General features: G+C 70.2%; 15 protein-coding genes. 8 read left to right on the top strand and 7 right to left on the bottom strand.

All coding sequences use genetic code 11. The features are described from left to right. Positions 1 to 61: 61 nt before the first annotated feature. A complete protein-coding gene (locus ACFV9G_RS00130; RefSeq protein ID WP_378723592.1) occupies positions 62 to 607 on the bottom strand; it encodes a YciI family protein in 546 nt (181 codons plus the stop codon). Positions 608 to 692: 85 nt separating this feature from the next. On the opposite strand from ACFV9G_RS00130, the gene ACFV9G_RS00135 reads away from it, so the two are divergent. Further along, positions 693 to 1,118, top strand: coding sequence for a DUF309 domain-containing protein (locus ACFV9G_RS00135; protein ID WP_378723593.1), 426 nt, complete (start codon positions 693 to 695; stop codon positions 1,116 to 1,118). A 25-nt stretch (positions 1,119 to 1,143) separates the two neighbouring features. On the opposite strand, the gene ACFV9G_RS00140 is transcribed toward ACFV9G_RS00135, so the two are convergent. Continuing rightward, positions 1,144 to 1,887, bottom strand: a complete 744-nt coding sequence (locus ACFV9G_RS00140; protein ID WP_378723597.1) for a hypothetical protein — start codon at positions 1,885 to 1,887, stop codon at positions 1,144 to 1,146. Positions 1,888 to 1,984: 97 nt separating this feature from the next. Between ACFV9G_RS00140 and ACFV9G_RS00145 the strand changes: the two genes are divergently transcribed. Beyond that, positions 1,985 to 2,572: a TetR/AcrR family transcriptional regulator gene (locus ACFV9G_RS00145; protein ID WP_378723599.1), complete on the top strand. Its 588-nt coding sequence runs from the start codon at positions 1,985 to 1,987 to the stop codon at positions 2,570 to 2,572. A gap of 69 nt (positions 2,573 to 2,641) precedes the next feature. Then, on the top strand, positions 2,642 to 4,015 hold the full coding sequence (locus ACFV9G_RS00150; RefSeq protein ID WP_378723602.1) for an NAD(P)-binding protein: 1,374 nt from the start codon (positions 2,642 to 2,644) through the stop codon (positions 4,013 to 4,015). 110 nt (positions 4,016 to 4,125) lie between these two features. On the opposite strand, the gene ACFV9G_RS00155 is transcribed toward ACFV9G_RS00150, so the two are convergent. From ACFV9G_RS00155 to ACFV9G_RS00165, 3 genes are all read right to left on the bottom strand, one after another. Next, positions 4,126 to 5,037, bottom strand: a complete 912-nt coding sequence (locus ACFV9G_RS00155) for a hypothetical protein (protein WP_378723604.1) — start codon at positions 5,035 to 5,037, stop codon at positions 4,126 to 4,128. A 111-nt stretch (positions 5,038 to 5,148) separates the two neighbouring features. Then, complete coding sequence (locus ACFV9G_RS00160; protein ID WP_378723605.1) at positions 5,149 to 7,047, bottom strand: caspase domain-containing protein; 1,899 nt, start codon at positions 7,045 to 7,047, stop codon at positions 5,149 to 5,151. Next, positions 7,044 to 7,451 carry a hypothetical protein gene (locus ACFV9G_RS00165; protein WP_378723606.1) on the bottom strand — a complete coding sequence of 136 codons (408 nt, stop codon included), beginning with the start codon at positions 7,449 to 7,451 and terminating at the stop codon, positions 7,044 to 7,046. Before ACFV9G_RS00165 ends, ACFV9G_RS00160 begins: the two co-directional genes overlap by 4 nt. Positions 7,452 to 7,718: 267 nt before the next feature. Between ACFV9G_RS00165 and ACFV9G_RS00170 the strand changes: the two genes are divergently transcribed. Beyond that, positions 7,719 to 8,306 carry a hypothetical protein gene (locus ACFV9G_RS00170; RefSeq protein ID WP_378723607.1) on the top strand — a complete coding sequence of 196 codons (588 nt, stop codon included), beginning with the start codon at positions 7,719 to 7,721 and terminating at the stop codon, positions 8,304 to 8,306. A 7-nt stretch (positions 8,307 to 8,313) separates the two neighbouring features. Here ACFV9G_RS00170 and ACFV9G_RS00175 read toward each other — a convergent pair whose 3' ends face one another. After that, entirely contained in the window at positions 8,314 to 9,117 is an 804-nt protein-coding gene (locus tag ACFV9G_RS00175; protein WP_378723609.1) for an alpha/beta fold hydrolase, read from the bottom strand. A 27-nt stretch (positions 9,118 to 9,144) separates the two neighbouring features. Beyond that, complete coding sequence (locus ACFV9G_RS00180; protein WP_378723612.1) at positions 9,145 to 10,374, bottom strand: MFS transporter; 1,230 nt, start codon at positions 10,372 to 10,374, stop codon at positions 9,145 to 9,147. A 142-nt stretch (positions 10,375 to 10,516) separates the two neighbouring features. Here ACFV9G_RS00180 and ACFV9G_RS00185 point away from each other — a divergent pair, with 142 nt between their 5' ends. From ACFV9G_RS00185 to ACFV9G_RS00200, 4 genes are all read left to right on the top strand, one after another. Continuing rightward, positions 10,517 to 11,428, top strand: a complete 912-nt coding sequence (locus ACFV9G_RS00185) for a LysR family transcriptional regulator (RefSeq protein WP_378723614.1) — start codon at positions 10,517 to 10,519, stop codon at positions 11,426 to 11,428. A 94-nt stretch (positions 11,429 to 11,522) separates the two neighbouring features. Further along, positions 11,523 to 12,146 (top strand): hypothetical protein, encoded by a 624-nt coding sequence (locus ACFV9G_RS00190; protein WP_378723616.1) that lies wholly within the window; start codon positions 11,523 to 11,525, stop codon positions 12,144 to 12,146. Between the two features lie 3 nt (positions 12,147 to 12,149). Further along, the gene (locus ACFV9G_RS00195) at positions 12,150 to 12,998 is read left to right on the top strand and encodes a hypothetical protein (RefSeq protein ID WP_378723618.1); all 849 of its coding nucleotides are present in this window, start codon (positions 12,150 to 12,152) and stop codon (positions 12,996 to 12,998) included. 159 nt (positions 12,999 to 13,157) lie between these two features. Next, positions 13,158 to 16,049, top strand: coding sequence for a metallophosphoesterase (locus ACFV9G_RS00200; protein ID WP_378723620.1), 2,892 nt, complete (start codon positions 13,158 to 13,160; stop codon positions 16,047 to 16,049). Positions 16,050 to 16,060: the final 11 nt, after the last annotated feature.

The raw sequence follows: 16,060 nt of genomic DNA on the forward strand, positions 1-16,060 counted from the left end.
TTTTTCCCCGGGCGGGCCCCCCCCGCGGGGGCGGTCGCGCCCCTCCGTGCGTGTGGGGGTCCTACGCGGGTCGTCCGCCGAAGTCCCACTGGTGGACCTCGATCGCCGCGAAGCCAGCGGGGGAGAGGACTTCATGCGCGTCACCTGCGGAGGCGACCTCCACCAGCACTGCCGCTCCGACCACCACGGCTCCGTCATCGGACAGGAGCGGTCCACAGGCGATGAGCTCGTCGCCGTCCGGCAGGTCGATCTCCTTCGTTGTCGGTTCGCAGAACCCGAGGACGAGATACCGGTTGCTGTCTGACCGGCCGTCGCCGTAGTCCCACATGGTGCGACCGAGCGTGTTGCGCCACCGCCGCAGCAGTACGTCACGGTAGGCGCCGGCCTGGTAGCCGGGCTCCTCGAAGGCGAACGCGCGAGCTGCGGTGGCGTCCGGAAGGTCGAGGACGTGCACGCTCCCGGTCAGGGTCTCGTCGCTGGTGAAGGTCGGACCCCGGGCGATCATCGTCGCGGCGAACCGGTCCATGTAGCTCCAATGCTCCTCCACCATCTCGGTGCGCAGCGGCGTCGACCCCGGGCGGTCGCGGTGGTAGCAGAAGAACTCCATGGGCTGAGACTCACCGGCCCGGCCGTCCCGCGCAATCGGTTATCTCAGCGGGTCCGTAGGGTGGGAGCCGAGGAGGGCTGACAGGGTGAGCGATCGCGACCGAAACGAACAGGGCCGGGCGCAACAGGCCCGACCCCGCGACGCGCTCGGCCGCCCTCTGCCCTACGGCCAGGTCGGTGTCGAGCCCATCTCCGAGGAGCCGCTCCCGCCGGCGGAGACCCTGGCCTACGCCCGCGAGCTCCTGGACCAGGGGCGTCCGTTCGCGGCCCATGAGGCGCTCGAGGTCCGGTGGAAGTCGTGCCCGGAGGAGGAGCGCGAGCTGTGGCAGGGCCTCGCCCAGCTGTGCGTCGGCCTGACCCACCACGAGCGTGGCAACGCGGTCGGTGCCTCGCGCCTGATCGAGCGCGCGGCGCGGCGGCTGGCGGCGTACGAGAAGGGTGCGGGTCCGACGTACGGCCTCGACCTCGGTGAGCTGATCGAGTGCTCCCGGGGCAGGGTCCAGGACTCCTGAGCGCTCGGGCGCCAAGACGTCAGCGTCAGGACCATGAGTCCGCCGAGCCGCGGAAGGCGGCCTCGATCCAGTTCGTGAACTCGACGGCGAGGTGCCACTGGTGCTGCTGGACCAGGTGTGACGGGAGCAGCCTGGGAAACTCGACGACCAGGTGGGCGTGGAACCCGGAGTCGGTGTCTCGGAACTGATGCCGCACGCCGCCGATCGGGAGCCCGGACTCGCTGCGCGCGACCCCGGAGGCATCGGCGGTGTAGGTCGGGTCGAGCGGGGTGCGCAGTGACGCCAGGTCCTGATAGTCGATGAGGAATCTCGATGGCAGCGGGCTTCCGCCGGTCGTCTCGATCACCTCTTGTAGCCCCTGGCTCGTCGTCGTGATCAGGAAGTGGTCGGGATTGGCCGCCATCATGCTGCGCTCGTAGTCGGGCCGATCGGTGGCCATGAACCAGTCCACGAAGGCGGCCGTGTCGCCTCCTGTGACATGGAGGTCGCAGACGCTGGTGACACGTCTCCCGCGAGACAACCGGGCCGTCGCTCGACCGGACAGGTCGGAGGCCCGCAATGCCCCGGAGAGGCGGCGCCGGATCTCGTCCGGGCCCAGAGCGAGCTTCGCCTCGGCGAACCTGAGCCGCTGGTGCGCCAGCTCGCCCGGCGGCACGGCGAGCCCGATGCGAGTCGCCGCCTTCGGCAACCGCGCAGCCTCCCATGCGAGCACCTCGGCGCGCGAGACGTCGTGGCCGCTGATGACCGTTCGTACCTCTACTGCCGTCATCGGGGTCTCCCTCCATCGATCAGCCAATAGCAACTATAGTTGCTATAAGATGGCAAGAGTCAGGCACGTACGTCAACTGCACCCGAGAAGGGAAGCCATGGATCCCGCGAAAGAGCGTGTCCCGATCAGGCGACCTGGGGGTCGCGCCGCCGGCGTCGTCGCCCGCGTCCATCAGGCCGCACGGGAGCTCTTGACCGAGGTCGGCTACGAAGCCCTGCAGCTACCCGACGTCGCCGTCCGTGCCGGGGTGAACAAGACGACGGTCTATCGACGCTGGCCGACCAAGCGGGACCTGGTGAGCGACCTGCTCCTCGAGCTCAGCGACCACGACCTCCCTCGAGCAGACACCGGTCATCTCTCAGATGACCTCGTCGCCCTGCTGAAGGACGTCGCCGAGCTGCTTCGAACCCCACTCATGCAGGCGATGATGCGGGCATCCCTGGAAGGCACGATCGACCCGGACGCCCGACAGAGCTTCTGGACCGAACGCATGCATCGCAGCTCGGTGATCATCGAGCGAGCCATCCGCCGAGGTGAGCTGCCGGACGACGCGGATGCCCGATCGATCCTCGAGCACGCCGCCAGCCCGATCTACTTCCGACTGCTGATCACCGGTGAGCCGGTGACCGACGACGACATCCGGCTGTTCGCCGAACGAGCCGTCGAGGCTGCCCGACGAGCTTGACGTACCCCGTCTGCGGCATAGCGTCGGCGCCAGTTGCCGTCGAGGTCGGTGCCGTGCTGTGGTGGAGATATGGGTCGCACGGTCGACGTCGACTACCTGGTGGTGGGAGCCGGCGCCATGGGGATGGCGTTCGCGGACGCCCTGACCGAGCATGCCGACGTACGCGTGGCCCTGGTCGACCGCCGCCACGGCGTCGGCGGACACTGGCTGGAGGCGTACCCGTTCGTCCGTCTGCATCAGTCCTCCGCCTTCTACGGCGTCGCCTCGACCCTGCTCGGCGGCGGGCAGCTGCAGCAGCACGGACCGGAGAAGGGTCTTCAGGAGCGGGCCACCCAGTCGGAGATCTGCGCCTACTACGCCCGGATCCTCGACCGGATGGTCGAGTCCGGGAAGGTCGAGTTCTTCCCGAACTGCGAGTACGCCGGTGACAGCACGGTCGTCTCGCACATCTCGGGGGAGAGCGTCGAGATGCCCGGCGCTCGGATCGTCGACGCCCGCTACCTCGCCCCCAGCATCCCCGCCGAGAAGCCGCCGCCGTTCGGCGTGGCCGACGGCGCCCGGGTGCTGCCGGTCAACGAGCTCGCCCGGCTCGAGGAGGCGCCGAGCCAGTACGTCGTCGTCGGCTCCGGCAAGACCGCGACCGATGCGTGCATCTGGCTGCTGGCGCACGGTGTGGACCCCGACGCGATCTGCTGGGTGCGGCCGCGTGACCCGTGGATGTTCAACCGGGCCGTCGTCCAGCCAGACCCCGCGATCTTCCTCGGCATGGCCGCCGACACGATGCAGGCCGCGGAGCGGTCGACCTCGCTCGAGGACCTGTTCCTCCGGCTGGAGGAGGCCGGCATCATGCTCCGCATCGACCGCACGGTCATGCCGACGATGGCCAAGACGCCGACGCTGGCGACGTGGGAGCTCGAGCAGCTGCGTACGCTCGAGAACGTCGTACGCCGCGGCCACCTCCGCCACGTCGACCGCGGCACCCTCACCTTCGCCGACGGATCCGTCTCCGTTGCCTCCGACGCCCTGGTCGTGCACTGCGCCGCCGACGGCCTGAAGTATCCGCCCCTGGTCCCGGTCTGGCGTCCGGAGGCGATCACCCTGCAGCCGATCCGAGCCGGCTTCCCCTGCTTCGGCGCCGCCGTCGTCGGGTACGTCGAGGCCACCCGTGACTCCGACGCCGAGAAGAACAGGCTCTGCCCACCGAGCCCGCTGCCCGACACGATGGCGACCTGGGCGCGGATGAACGTCCTGGGCACCCAGGCCGCGATGTCGTTCTCGGCCGAGCCGGACGTCAAGGAGTGGACGGACCGCGTCGCGCTCTACCCGGCCCGGGTCCCGCCCGGCCATCCCGCCTCGGCAGCCCTCGACGACGCGCGCGAACGGCTGGCGAAGCACACCAAGCCTGCTCTCGCCAGGCTCGCTGAGCTGGCCGGACCGATCTAGGCCGACGCGAGGGCTCGAGCGGCAGCTCGGGTCACTCGACCGGACTCGATGGCTGATCCCAGCCGCTACCGCGGGTCTCGCGGGATGTTGGTCGTGTCCATCCTGCTGGCTCAGAAGCCGTTGCCGATCTGGTTGCCTTGGTTGGGACCGTCGAATCCCGACGCCCCGGTCGGGTCCTGCTCGCCGTTGCCGCCGTACCGGAGCCAGCGCAGGTCACCGTTCGCGTCGACGAAATAGAAGACGCGCGCGGGTGCCGGCTGTCCCTCGAGGCCGGCGCGGTCGGTCATCCCGCCGAACAGGTGACGTACCGTGCCGAAGCCGTTGCCGATCTGGTTGCCCGAGTTGTTCTCCACGAATCCGTTGGCCCCGGACGGATCGAGCTCACCATTGCCCGTGTAGCGGAACCAGAGCAGGTCGCCGTTGTCCCGGACCGCGAGGAATGCGCCGTCACCGACGCCCACGATGCGGCGGAAGCCGAGGAAGCCGTTGCCGATCTGGTTGCCCTGGTTGGGTCCGGGGAACCCGCGGACCCCGGTGGGGTCGTGCTCACCGTGGCCTTCGTACCGGAACCAGAGCAGATCACCGTTCTCGGCGACGGCGAAGATGGTCGTCGCGGTGGTCTGTCCTTCGCGAGGAGAGACGAACAGGTGGCGGAAGGTGTGGAAGCCGTTGCCGATCACGTTCGCTGGGTTGTTCTCCACGAAGCCGTTGGTCCCGCTGGGGTCGTGCTCGCCCGCCCCGGTGTACCTGAACCAGGTGAGGTCCCCGTTCGGGGCGACAGCGAGAATGATGCCGTTGCCGCCGCCCGCGACATGGAGGAAGTGGTCGAAGCCTCGGCCGATCTGGTTGCCCGAGTTGTTGCCCACGAAGCCGTTGGCGCCGGTCGGGTCCTGCTCGCCGAACCCGTCGTAGCGGAAGTAGCGCAGGGCGCCGTCGTCCTCGACCGTGAAGAAGCGGCCGACGTGGGGACGCGCGACGCCCGGAGGCGCGGTGCCGTTACCGGTGTAGAGGATGTGCCGCATGGGTAGGCCTCCGATCGCTCGCTACCTTCGCTTGTTTGTCAGCGTTTCAGTGGCCGCGCTCGTCGGCATCGCCCAGATGGAGGATCTGCGGTTTCAGCGGTGAGGTCGTGGTCAGGTCGTGGCGGACCCCGTGCGGCCCCGGGTCAGCGACTGCTGGATCTGCCAGGCAGCGAAGGCGACCAGGAGGCCCCCGGCGATACCGACCCATCCGGCGGAACGCACCTCACCTTCCTCGCCGATCGCCTGCCAAGCCGCGATGACGACCCCGAGGTAGTGGACCGCGGTGAGGGTGCCGGCAGAGATCAGGACGGCGGTGGCGAACCGACGCCGGGAGGAGAGAGTGAGGATGCCCATGGCCAGGCAACCGACGGCTGCGGCCGGCTCGAAGATGTACTCGGCGCTCGTGCCTTCCTCGACCTCGGTCCACAACGAGCTGAAGCCGTCGTAGGGGAGGAACAGCGCGAGGGCGGTCAGTCCGGCGCCCGCCATGGCGGACACGAGCCAGACGGGCTCGACAGGACCGCTGTCGTGATCCGGCGGCGACACGCTCAGGCAGGCTCGGCCCGCCACGACAGCTCCTGCTCCGCCGCACACGACGAGGAGACTCAGAGCGACACCGATGCCACCGATGTCCTCGAGGGAGAACTTCACCAGTCCGATGCCGGCGGTGCCCATGAGGACGCCGACGACGATGAACAGTCCGGCTGCGCTGGCGGTGGCCAGCTGTTGACGGCGGAGCCGGCCCGCGGCGAGGAGGAGAGCGAGGGCGGCCAGCGCAACCTCGAACGGCGCGACGACCGCGAACGAGTTCCAGGACGTCGTGGTCTCGGCCAGCAACGGCAACGGAACCGCAGCCAGAAGCCCTACGGCGGCTGCCGACGCGACGGCTGGCACCCACGCGGGTGGCTGGGGCTCGGTAGCCGCAACCGGCCGCGGGCTGTGCTCGGGCTCGCGCGCGAGAGCCGCTTCGGCCGCCGGAGCGGGTGTGTCAGGTGGCGCGACTGTCGGCTGCTCCGGCGGGGCCGGCGTCGGTGGGGGCGGGGCCTCGGCGGGCCGGCGTGCCTGTTCGGCCGACCCTCGTACGACGCGCTGTGCGTCGTGCTCAGCCATCTCGTCCAGGACCGCGCGAGCCGCGGCGGCGCGAGCTGAGTCAGCGTCGTCCAGCAATGCCGCCAGTTCCTCCACGGCACCGAGACGTACGTTGGTGAACGGACTCGAGATGGCGCCACGCAGGTCGGCCAGCAGGTCCACTGGCTCGGGTGGGCGGTTGCTGCGGGCGATGTAGAAGTCGCCCTGCACGTCGAAGACCCACTTGCCCGGAGTCTGCGACGGCGTGACGGTCCGCACCCGGTCGAACGCGAAGTCGTACAGCTCGTCGACCGACACGAAACCATCACGGTCCCGGTCCGCCTCGCCGGTGGCCAGACCCTCGACGAGGGCCGAGGTGAACACCGACGGCTTGCCCTGGCCGGCGAGCTGGTCGCCCTCGAACGAGTACTCCATCGCGCTCGACGCCGTCAGCACGATCCGCCCGCGGCCGTCGAAACGCTCCATGATGTCCATGCGCTCGTCGCCGCGATTCATCATGCCGCGCGCGAACGCGCCGCTGTAGCAGCAGTCCAGGAGCAGCACGATGCGCCGGGATCGACTCTTCGTCATCTGCCTGTTCACGTAGTCGGCGGGCAGGGACGTGGCGTCCAGGTGGTCGACCTCGGTGTCCGGCGTCGCGAAGTAGAGCCTGCCGTCCTCATCCTTCACCCCGTGACACGAAAGATGCAGCAGGAGGAGATCGTCGAGCCCGCGGTCGTCGAAGAAGCTCGAGACCTTGCGCCGGACCACGTGCTCCGGCTCGTTGAGCGACACCTCGACCTCGAAGCCCCCGATCTCGGCGTTCCGGAGGACGCCTGCCAGCTGCTCGGCGTCGGTGGCGGGCGCGCGAAGCCTGCTCAACCGCTGGTCGTGGTAGGTGTCGTTCGCCACCACCAGCGCGCTGCGCCGACCCGTGGTCATGGCACCGGTGAGGAAGCAGGCGGGTCCGCCTCCCCGGACCCGTGCAGGGCTGCGACGAACTCATCGATGAGTCGATCCTGCTGCTCCTGCGAGGCCGAGTCGATCTTGAGTGTCTGGTCGCCGATCGTGAGCTCGACCGCGTGGGCACCGCGAGCCGAGGACATCCACCCCCGTATCGCTCCCACGATGGCGGTCACGGCGACCAGCGGCTCCTGGAAGGCCACGATCAGGACCCCGATCGCCGCGACGTCGACGCCTCGGGTGCCGGCAGGCGCCTCGCCCGCGCTCGCGCGTTCGACGTCATCGACGCCGAGGTCCAGCAGCTCCCGGCGCAGGACCGAGCTCTGCTCGTCGAGACGCTCCACATCAGGATCGTGGATCGTGATGGTCATCTGGCGACCCATCCCCGGCACCTCCCGTCACTCGGACCACCCGGTAACCCTGACGCGCCCGTGAGCATGACAACGCTCATGAATCGCACTCTAGGGCCGTCGTGACGGGCGGGCATCGCTCATCCAGGGGATCGATCGACAACAGCGCGAGTGCCTCTCCGAGAGCCGCCGCAGGGCGTCGGTCACCCCGGGAGAGGACGAAGTCCCCTCGTCGGCCGCGGCGGTGTCGCGTTGTCTGGAAGCACCAGGTCGTCACCCGTTGGACGAGGGGATCCGCCGATGAGCACGGACACGCCGAAATCGAACCCCGCTGGCACCCCGTCAGCACCGCTCCCACCCGCGACCGCGTGGCGTGCGGTGGCTCGCTGTGTCATCGAGTCAGCGCGGATGCTGGCCACCCGGGTCGTGCACTGGCCGCGCGTCAACGTCGGCCGCCGACTGCGGTTCGCGGACGGGACCACGGGTGAGGTGTACCGAGAGACAGCGGTCGCACGGGAACCTGTCGAGCCGTGCCTGCTGGTCGTGTGCTTCCGGCTCCGACGGGTCCGCGGCCGTGGACACACGCTGTTCCGGTGGGAGAGCTGGCTGAACACCCCGCTGTTCGTGGGGTTCCCGGGATTCGTCTCCAAGCTCTGGCTGGCCGACGACGAGCAGGGTCGCTACCGCGGTGTCTACGAGTGGGACGGAGCCGACCGGGCCGAGCACTACGCCCGGTCGCTGTGGCGCGTGCTCGCCCTCGTGAGCGAGCCACGGTCGATCGACTTCCGGGTCGTGCCCGGGCTGCACCGCGACGAGGTCCTCGCCGACCCCGCCCTGCTCGATGGCCCCTCGGCCTCCGACTGGTGGCGCCTGATCGGTACGTCCTGAACAGCGATCAGGCGAGCACGTCCTTCAACCGCGCGGCGAAGGCGTCCGGGTGGTCCACGAAACCCGTGTGGTCACCGGGGAACCGCAGGGCGGTGAGTCCGAGTCGCCCAGCGAGCGCCTCGGTCGTACGCTCGCACAGCTGTCCTGCCGACTCCTCGCCGATGCCGAGGACGATCCGCGGTCCGCGGCGCAGCGCTTCCACGTCCGGCTCCCATCGCACGGTGGCCGGCAGTTCCTCGGCGTACCACAACGCCTCCTCCGCCAGGGCACTCGCGCTGCGCTCGCCGCCGAACATGGCCTCGAGCATGCCGTCCGGCACGACGAGGCCTGCTTGCGCGAAGAACATGCCCCACGCGCCGATCACGTCCCCGTCGGCGTAACGGCGCCTCATCGTGTCCGTGAGCACGCGCTGCTCCTCCCGGTCGTCGAGGAGCTCCAGCAGAGGAGGCTCGTGCGCCACGATCGCCGTGGCGAGCTCGGGATGACGCTGGGCGAAGGCGAGGGCCGTCACGGCACCGCCGCTGGACCCGAGGATCGCGACAGGTCCGAGGCCCGTGCGACGTACGAGCTCGGCGAGATCGTCGGCGCGCTGCTCGGGTGTGGAGCCGACGGATCGATCGGCCAGGACGCTCCCGCCGTGGCCTCGCGGGTCGTGGGTGAGGACGGTGTGGTCGGCGGCCAGTGCCTCGGCGAGCGGGGCGAACTCCTCGGCGGTCATCGGCGATCCGACGAGCGCGATGGCGGGCCCGGATCCGCGGAGCTCGTAGTGCAGGCGGGTATCGGGCAGGTCGATCAGGGTGGGTGCGTACATGGACATTCCTCTTCGTTGGGTGCGGAGTCATTCCGCTCGGGTGGATGAGACGGGAAGAACGGGCAGGTCGAACGTGACAGCGGCGGCTCGGGCCGGCGCCAGGCGCAGGAGCCGGGAGACGAGGGGCGGCGCGGCCGCAGCGAGCAGGACCGTGAGCACAGCGGGGAGCACCATCGCGCCGGCGAGCCCCACCCCGGCGGCGAGCCCGCCGATGAGGACCGGCCCCACGAACCCGCCGAGGTAGCCGAGCGTGGTGACGAGCGAGAGCCGCCGCGGGTCGATCCGGGTGGCGCCCAGGCTGCCGATCACGATCGGCCAGACGAGGGCCGTGCCGGCGCCGGCGAGCGCCCATCCGCCGGTGGCGACCACGACCCGCGCACCCTCGGGGACGGTGGGCGAGAGGAGGACGAGTACGAACCCGAGCAACGTCACCCCGGCGGCCGCCGCCACCAGGATCGGTGCGGCGACCAGGTCGCGCAGACGGTCTCCGGCGAAGCGGACCGCGGTCATCGCGGCGAAGAAGACGGCGTACATCGTCGCTCCGGCGGCCGGTTCCGCGCCGAGGACGCGAGTGGTGTGGATCCCCGCCCAGTCGGTGGCCGCACCTTCCACGACGAAGGCGGCGGCGGCCACGGCACCGGCGCCGACGAGAACGGGGGTCGCTGCGCGGGTCCGCCCCGCAGAAGCCGCCGCGTCCGGATCCGCGGCGTCGCCAGGGTCGGTGCCGGTGCGGCCGACCGGAAGCCGCAGGCTCAGCAGAGTGAGCATGGCGCCGGCACTCAGCGCGACGGCGGGCAGGAGCAGCAGGCTGTCCCCGCCGGCGCGCAGCACCGCCGCCAGTGCCGAGGAACCCAGGACGGCGCCGAGCGTCCAGCATCCGTGCATCCGGGCGATCACGGGTCGTCGCGCTGCGCGCTCGGCGACCGTCGCCTGCGAGGTGAGCCCGACGTTGATGGCGCCGCAGCAGAGGCCGAAGACGCAGGCGAGCGCGATCATCGGCTCGGCGGCGGGCATCGCACCGATCGCGGCGAGGAGGAGCGCTGCCGTGGGGAGGGCGACGCGGAGCACGGCGGCGTCGCTCCAGCGGTGGGCGAGGTGTCCCGCCAGCGGCATCGCGATCGCCGCGCCCAGGGCGAGGGCGAGGAGCAGGAGTCCGAGTCGTGTGGGGCCGAGATCGACGCGGGCGTCGAGGACGGGAAGCCCCGCGCCCCAGACCGCGACGAGCATGCCCACCCCGCCGTGCAGCGCAGTGATCACGCGCGTGCTTTCCCCAGACGTTGACATGCCTCCAGGTTCCCCGCGGCTCCGGACGCGCGTCCAACACCGGTGTAGCGCCGATCGACGCACTTGTGTTGTCAATCCGCTGTCGCCCGGTTCGCCGACCGGACACAATGGCCCGGTGACGGGCGACCTCGAGATCAGGCTCCTGCGCCGTTTCGTGGCGGTCGCGGAGGAGCTGCACTTCGGGCGTGCGGCCGACCGGCTCTTCATCGCCCAGCAGGCGCTCAGCCGAGACGTACGCCGGCTCGAGGACGCCGCGGGCGTCCGCCTCCTCGACCGCTCCTCGCGCCGCGTCGCACTCACGCCGGAGGGCCGGCGTCTCCTGGACCGAGCGCGCGAGCTCATCGCGCTGCACGACCGTGCCGTACGCGACCTGCGTGCCGATACCGGCACCCTGGTCATCGACGCCGTCGCGCCGGGAACGACGCCGGCCCGCGTGCTGGACGCGGCCCGGCGAGCAGCCCCTGACATCGAGTTCATCGTCCGCTACGGCGGCGGGTCCGCGGACACGGTGGTCGGGGCCGACGTCGGCTTCGGCGCCACCCCGCAGGGCGCCTCGGCCCCGCGCCGGCAGGCGGTACGTCATGAGCGGATCCTCGTGCTGATCCCGGAGGACCACGAGCTCACCGCGCTCGACGCGGTCCCGCTCGAGGCCCTCCGGACGGCCCAGGTGTGCACGCGCTCCGGCGACCACGTCACTCCGGCATGGGCCCGCGCGATGGGTCAGCTCCTCGCGCCGTTCGGTGTGGACCCGACGGACGGGCATCCCCACGTCCTCGGCGGTGCCGAGCTGGGCGCGCACCTACGGCTACACGGTGCGCCGGGCCTGGCCTTGGAGAGCCAGCCGCCGGTCGAGGGCATCGTCATGCGTCCGCTCGTCGAGCCCGTCGCGCTGTTCCCCTGGACGATGCGCTGGCGTGCGGATCTCGACCACCCCGGCCTCGAGGTGCTGAGGCGCAGCGCGCGCGAGCTGTCCGAGGCGCAGGGCTGGACCACGGTGCCCGACGGCGCCTTGCTCCTGAGCTCCTGATCGCCGCAAGGTGCTGCGCTGGTGCCACACCCCGCACGGGTATCAGCGGTCGGCGGCCGTACCTCCTATCTCTTAGGAGGTGTTGATCATGTTGATGAGTCGTTCACTCCTCGCTGTCATCGCCAGTGCACTGCTGCTTCTCGCTGCCTGCGGCTCGACCGACGAAGGGTCAGAGGTGGACCCGACCGATGCGAGCTCTGCGACGAACGGGCAGGTGGATCCTGATCCCGACGATCCGACCGATCCCGACGATCCGGTGGTGGCCGTACCGACGCTCCCGATCGGCGGCGGGTCCTACCCGCTCGACGGCACACCCGGCGTGGTCTGCGCCGATGTCAGCTGGCTCTGGCCGAGCGACGACCCGACGGTTCCCGAGGGCGTTTCGGTCCTGGTCACCGGCTATGTCGTCGATCCAGCGGTCTTCGAACCGGCGGACGCGGAGTGCGACGGTGAGTCCTGTCTGGACGGATTCGCCTTCACCGCCGACTCGCTGAACTGCAAGGTCGCGATGCTCTCCCTGGTTCCGTGGACCGATGAGCAGGAGGGCGAGGACGCCGTGCTTCGGCTCAGCGGCGAGATGACCTGCTCGGACGAGCCCTGCGTGCTCGAGGACGCCGAGGGTGGCGACACCGAGGTGTCCTTGGATGCGCCGGAGGTCGAGACCGAGCCCACCGAGTCGGAGTCGACGGACGCCACGTACTCGAGCGAATCAGGCTGAGTCATGCCCGAGACGCCGCCGTCGGGGGTCGATCGCTGGGTGAGCCTGGCGACGAGCTTCGTCGCGCCGGTGACCGTGATCAGCGGGGTCCTCTTCTACTTCGGGTACGTCGCCGCCCGTGCCCAGTACGACTACTTCGGCCTCGACGTCGACGTCATCGGACTCAGCACCCGCGCGTACGTCATGCGCAGCCCGCAGCCGCTGCTGACCCCGATGCTGATCCTGGTGCTGGGCGGCGTCGCGGTCGTGGCCTTCCATCATTGGGTCCGCCGACATGCCACGAAGACCTGGTTCCGCACGCTGGTCGCGGCCGTCCTCACCACCGGGCTGGTCCTCCTGGCGGCCGGAACGATGCTGCTGGCGGGGTTCACCCTCGTCGGCGGCTGGGCCTACTACTCACTGGTGACGCCGGTCCTGCTCGGTGGCGGTGCGGCGCTGGTGGCGTACGCCCTGCGGTTGCGGTCGGGCGGCAGGCTCGAACCGCGCATCGTGCTGCTCTGGGTCGGCGTGGCCGCCTGCGTGATCTGGGCGACGGCCACGACCGCGCAGTGGACCGGTCGTGGCCTGGCGATGGAGCAGGCCCGCAACCTGCGCAGCCTGCCCAGCGTCGTCCTCGACACCCGGGAGCGGCTCTACATCCCGGCCGGCGCCGGCGTCCAGGAGGCCGTACGAGCCGATGCCGGTGAGGACGAGTACCGCTTCCGCTACTGGCGGCTGCGGCTGCTGATCCAGGGCGAGGACCGGATGTTCTTGGTGCCCGACACGTGGAGCGCCGGCGGCACCACCATCATGGTCCGCCTCGACGACGACGTACGGGTCCAGTTCCAGTTCCGGAACTCCCCGCCGGACTGATCGCCATGCGCCTCCACCAGCTCCGCGCGCGGCGCCAGTACCGGATCTTGAGTAGTTGGCTCGCGCTACCGACGCACCGAGCAGGGATCTCTCTAGACCTGTCGCATACGGTCGCGCGGGTCCAGACCGACCCAGTTCCATCCTGTGGAGGGGATGTCCATGACTCAGGGCGATGACACCGAGACCGGAAGCACGGACTGGGCGCGCACGAAGGCCTATCTGCAGAGCGACCCGACCAAGTGGAACAGCCTCTCCTGGATCACCGCACGCTCCCTCGTCGACTCGGTCAACGACATCTTGGGGCGAGGTACGCAGGGGCTCGTCGAGAACCTGCGGGCGCACTGGACGAAGAAGGACGAGGACCTGGCGATCCGCCGCCCGGGGGTCTCGAGGTTCCTGGTCATCGGCGACACCGGCGAGCAGGACCCGTCCCAGTACGTGGTCGCGCCCGCCCTGGCCAGAGCCGCGGCCGAGCGCGTGGACCGGCATGGGCGCGTGGTGCAACGACAAGCCGGCTTCGTGCTCGTCCTGAGCGACGTGATCTACCCGTCGGGCAACGTCAACGACTACGTGGACGGTTTCTACAAGCCGTACCGGGCGAACCGGGTGCAGGGCCTGCGGGCGCCGGTCGAGGTGCGGGACAGGTTCGCGCTTCCCGAGAGCGTCCCGGTCTACGCGATCCCGGGCAACCACGACTGGTACGACGGCCTCTACGGCTTCGCCCACCAGTTCCTGTACGCGGCGAACGAGCCGCCGACCTGGCCCAGCGATCTCCTGGCGCCGTCGTTCGACGACACGCTCGGGGCAAGGCAGCTGATCCGGGACCGTTTCGGCCGCGGCATGTGGCGTACCCCCAGCGAACCGGCCGGCACCGCCGCGCCGGCGCGGTGGGGAGAGCCGGCCGACGAGGGCCGACCGGCACCAGAGGCCCGGCTGCAGCCCGGGCCGTACTTCGTCATCGAGACCGAGCACGTGGACCTGGTGTGCATCGACACCGGCATCGACGGGAGGATCGACGGGCCGCAGTTCGACTGGCTGAGCTCGCTGCGTGGTGATATTCCGAAGATCCTCATGACCGGCAAGCCGCTGCTCGTCAACGGTGAGCGCCGCACGTGCGAGGTCTCCGGACGACCCGGCAAGAGCGTCAACGACGTGGTGGCCGAGACCAAGCGCCGCTACGTCGCGACGCTGGGCGGTGACACGCACAACTTCCAGCTCTACGACCCGCAGAGCGAGGGCAGCTCGCGCGACGGTCTGTGGCACTTCGTCAGCGGTGGCGGCGGCGCGTACACCCACGCCACCCACCCCATCCGGACGGCCATCTCGGATGCCCGAGCCGATCTGCGATTTCGGCCGACCAAGCTCTTCCCGCGCTCGGCCGAGTCGCTGTCGTACTTCGCCCAGCAGCTGGTCCCCAGCATCTGGCGGCTGCTGTTGAACGTCGTGCTGTTCGGAGTCGGCGTGGCCCTGGGCCCGTGGCTCGCCGGCGCCGGGGGAGTGGCCATCGCGGCGATGATGGTGCTGATGCTGCTGCACCAGCTGCCGCAACGTCCCGGCCGCAGCCGCTTCGTACGCCGCCTGCTCCTGTGTCTTGAAGCGCTGGTCATGGGCGTGTTGGCCTCGCTGTTCCTGCACCAGTACCTGCCTGATGCGTCCGGAGCGCTGCTGATGCTCTACGGGTCGTGCACGCTGTGGATCTGCCTCAACGCCTGGTGCATGCGCTGGTCGAGATGGTGGAGCCCTGTCGAGACGGTCTCCCGTTGGCATCACGTCGCGTTCGGGTGCGTGCTGGCAGCTCTCGTGGTCCTGGCTCTGGTGCCCTGGGCCTTGGCGGGAGGAGGCTCGGACGACGGACGTACGGTGCCCTGGCTCCTGGTCCTCGCGGTCGGCATCTACGCCATCGTGGGGGTCGTCGGATGGCGCAGACGGATCGTCACCACCGTGAACGGTGCGAAAGCAGCGAGCTGGCTCGAGCGCTCGGTCGTATGGGCCGTGCTCGCGCAGGCGGCCGTCGTGTTCGGCGAGATGTTGCGCGTGCTGAGCGGCGAGGGCCGGACCCTGCTGTTCTTCAGCGGCCTGCTCGGACTCGTGCCGTTGGCGGTGATCGCGGTGGTGGTGCTCGCGGCGCTGCTGGCCCCGGACCTCCTGACCCGCCACCTGCGAGACGATCCCGTACGCCGGGCGCAGGCCTGGCTCAGCTGGCGACGTTGGATGGTTCAGCCCCTCGTGTTCCTTGCCGCGCCCGTGACGCTGGTGCTCTGGGCGTGGGCCGCCGGAGCCGCCGACTCGGACTGGATGCGAGCCGCCTTCGCCCTGCCGACGCTCATCACGGTGACCGCGATCGGCCTGCTGGTCATCGACTGGGTACGCCGGGAGCACGAGCTCCTGTACGCGCCGCTAGCGGTCATCACTGTCCTGGCCCTCGGGGGCCTCGTGCTGGGAGCGGCGGAGCCGGGCCTGCTCGACGTTCTGGGCTTCGAGGAGCCCGGCCGCCTCGCCGACGACCTCAGGACGTGGTGGCCGGCCGTGGCGGTCGGCGGCGCCCTCTTCACCGTCGTCGCGGTAGGCGCGGCTGTCGTCCTCGCCCACCTGGTGTTCCTCGGCGCCTACTCGCTGATCGCGGACCCCAAGGCATGGGTGAGCCCCCGCTACCGCCCGGGTGGCCCGACTCCCTTCGATTTCATCAGCGAGGCGGACGCGGCGTCCATCATCGAGGCCGAGCAGGAGGAGATGGGTGGCGAACCCGCCGTCGTCGAGGGCGTCGACCGACGCACCAGACGTCGCGCGCAGATCGCCTTCCCCGGCCTGAACCCGCCCTTCGGCCCGATCCAGAGGTTCGTCTCCGAGATCTACTCGCTCGACGAGCCACCGTTCTTCAAGCACTTCCTCGAGTTCGAGACCTCACCCACCGAGGTCGTCGTCAAGATCCACCGCGTCCGCGGCGACCAGCCGGTCGAGATCGAAGAGGTGGCGAGGATCAGCCTCACCGACCCGGCCCTGCACGTGACTGACCGCACCCAGCCGCGCGCGACGCGAACATCGGAGAGGTAGGCACGTACGCC

The sequence above is a fragment of the Nocardioides sp. NPDC059952 genome, assembly GCF_042730435.1.
Taxonomy (GTDB): domain Bacteria; phylum Actinomycetota; class Actinomycetes; order Propionibacteriales; family Nocardioidaceae; genus Nocardioides.